Origin of the sequence: Candidatus Pelagibacter communis (genome assembly GCF_001180185.1) — a bacterium.
GTDB classification, from domain to species: domain Bacteria; phylum Pseudomonadota; class Alphaproteobacteria; order Pelagibacterales; family Pelagibacteraceae; genus Pelagibacter; species Pelagibacter ubique_F.
Genome location: NZ_CVSS01000057.1, coordinates 1 through 1,194, shown reverse-complemented (window position 1 = coordinate 1,194; position 1,194 = coordinate 1). Strand labels below are relative to the sequence as shown.

Annotated in this window: 3 protein-coding genes; all 3 read left to right on the top strand. The window is 21.6% G+C overall.

Annotated elements, in window-relative coordinates; translation table 11 throughout:
* Positions 1 to 419, top strand: a 419-nt coding sequence (locus AMN95_RS05290; protein WP_143323774.1) for a class I tRNA ligase family protein, incomplete at its 5' end; no start/stop codon positions are given.
* A gap of 2 nt (positions 420 to 421) precedes the next feature.
* Positions 422 to 871 (top strand): hypothetical protein, encoded by a 450-nt coding sequence (locus AMN95_RS05285; protein ID WP_075522917.1) that lies wholly within the window; start codon positions 422 to 424, stop codon positions 869 to 871.
* A complete protein-coding gene (locus AMN95_RS05280) occupies positions 868 to 1,188 on the top strand; it encodes a DNA polymerase III subunit delta (RefSeq protein WP_075522916.1) in 321 nt (106 codons plus the stop codon). The genes AMN95_RS05285 and AMN95_RS05280 overlap by 4 nt, the downstream gene beginning before the upstream one ends.
* The last annotated feature ends 6 nt before the right edge of the window (positions 1,189 to 1,194 follow it).

The window sequence follows — 1,194 nt, the reverse complement described above, 5'->3', positions numbered from 1 at the left end:
AAAAATTTAGATATAATGTTATTATTGCAAGTTATCATGAGATTTATAGTTTCTTTAAAAAAACTATAGAACATAAAAGAAATTACAAAAATTTAAAAAATAACTATGAGAAAATAATTCTAACAATGCTGCCAGTCGTTCCACATTTAGCAAGTGAATGTTTAGAAAAATTGGAATATGAAAATGAAATAAAATGGCCAAGTGTTGAAAAGAAATATTTACAAGACGAATTCAGTGAAATTGTAATTCAAGTGAATGGCAAAAAAAGAGGTGTAATTTCAATTAAAAAGGACACCAATGAAGAAGAAATTATTGATCAGATCAATAAAAAAAAAATAATAGAAAAATATCTTTATGATGGAAAAGCAATAAAAACTATTTATGTTAAGAATAGACTAATTAACTATATAGTAAAATAAAAATGAATAAATTTATAATACTCTCTTTTTTTTTAATCGTAAGCTGTGGTTATCAACCAATTTATGTAAATAAAAATTTAACAGAGAAAGAGTACTACAAAATCACCCTTGAAGGAGATGAGAATATTAATAAAAAAATAATTAATTCTTTATCATTAAAAGTAAATGAGTTTGATAATAATTTAAATAGTCTCTCTTTAAAAACATCATTTGAGGAGAGTGTAACATCAAAAAATTCTAAAGGACAAATAGAGTCTTATAAATCACAGATTACATTAAATCTTATCATTAGTAAAAAAGAAAAAAATATTTTAAATAAAACATTTATTGAACAATTTAGTTATTCAAATAAAGACAACAAATTTGAATTAGTAAATTATCAAGAAGAAGTGAAAGATAATCTAATTAATAAAATTATTGAAGATGTTATATTACATATAAATCTAAAATGATCTTAAAGCACTTTGAACTTAAAAATAATTTACAAAAAAAAATCAACTATTATTTGCTATATGGTCCCAACACAGGCTTAATTGAAGAGAAAATAGATACTGTTTTTAAACCTGCCTTCTCTAAAAATGTGAGACAATATGAAGAAAGTGATGTCCTTATAAACCAAGATTCATTCAAAGAAGAAATTTTTAACAAGTCATTTTTTGATAATGAAAAATTTATAATAATAAATAGGTCCTCAGATAAAATTTTAAATCTGATAAAAGAAATTATAGTTCAAAATGTAAAAGATATTTTAGATTTATATGTAATATAACATCTT

Bases quoted from the DNA above. Each gene is read 5' to 3' on its own strand.
- AMN95_RS05285 (WP_075522917.1), top strand. From the start codon at position 422: ATGAATAAATTTATAATACTCTCTTTTTTTTTAATCGTAAGCTGTGGT.
- AMN95_RS05280 (WP_075522916.1), top strand. From the start codon at position 868: ATGATCTTAAAGCACTTTGAACTTAAAAATAATTTACAAAAAAAAATC.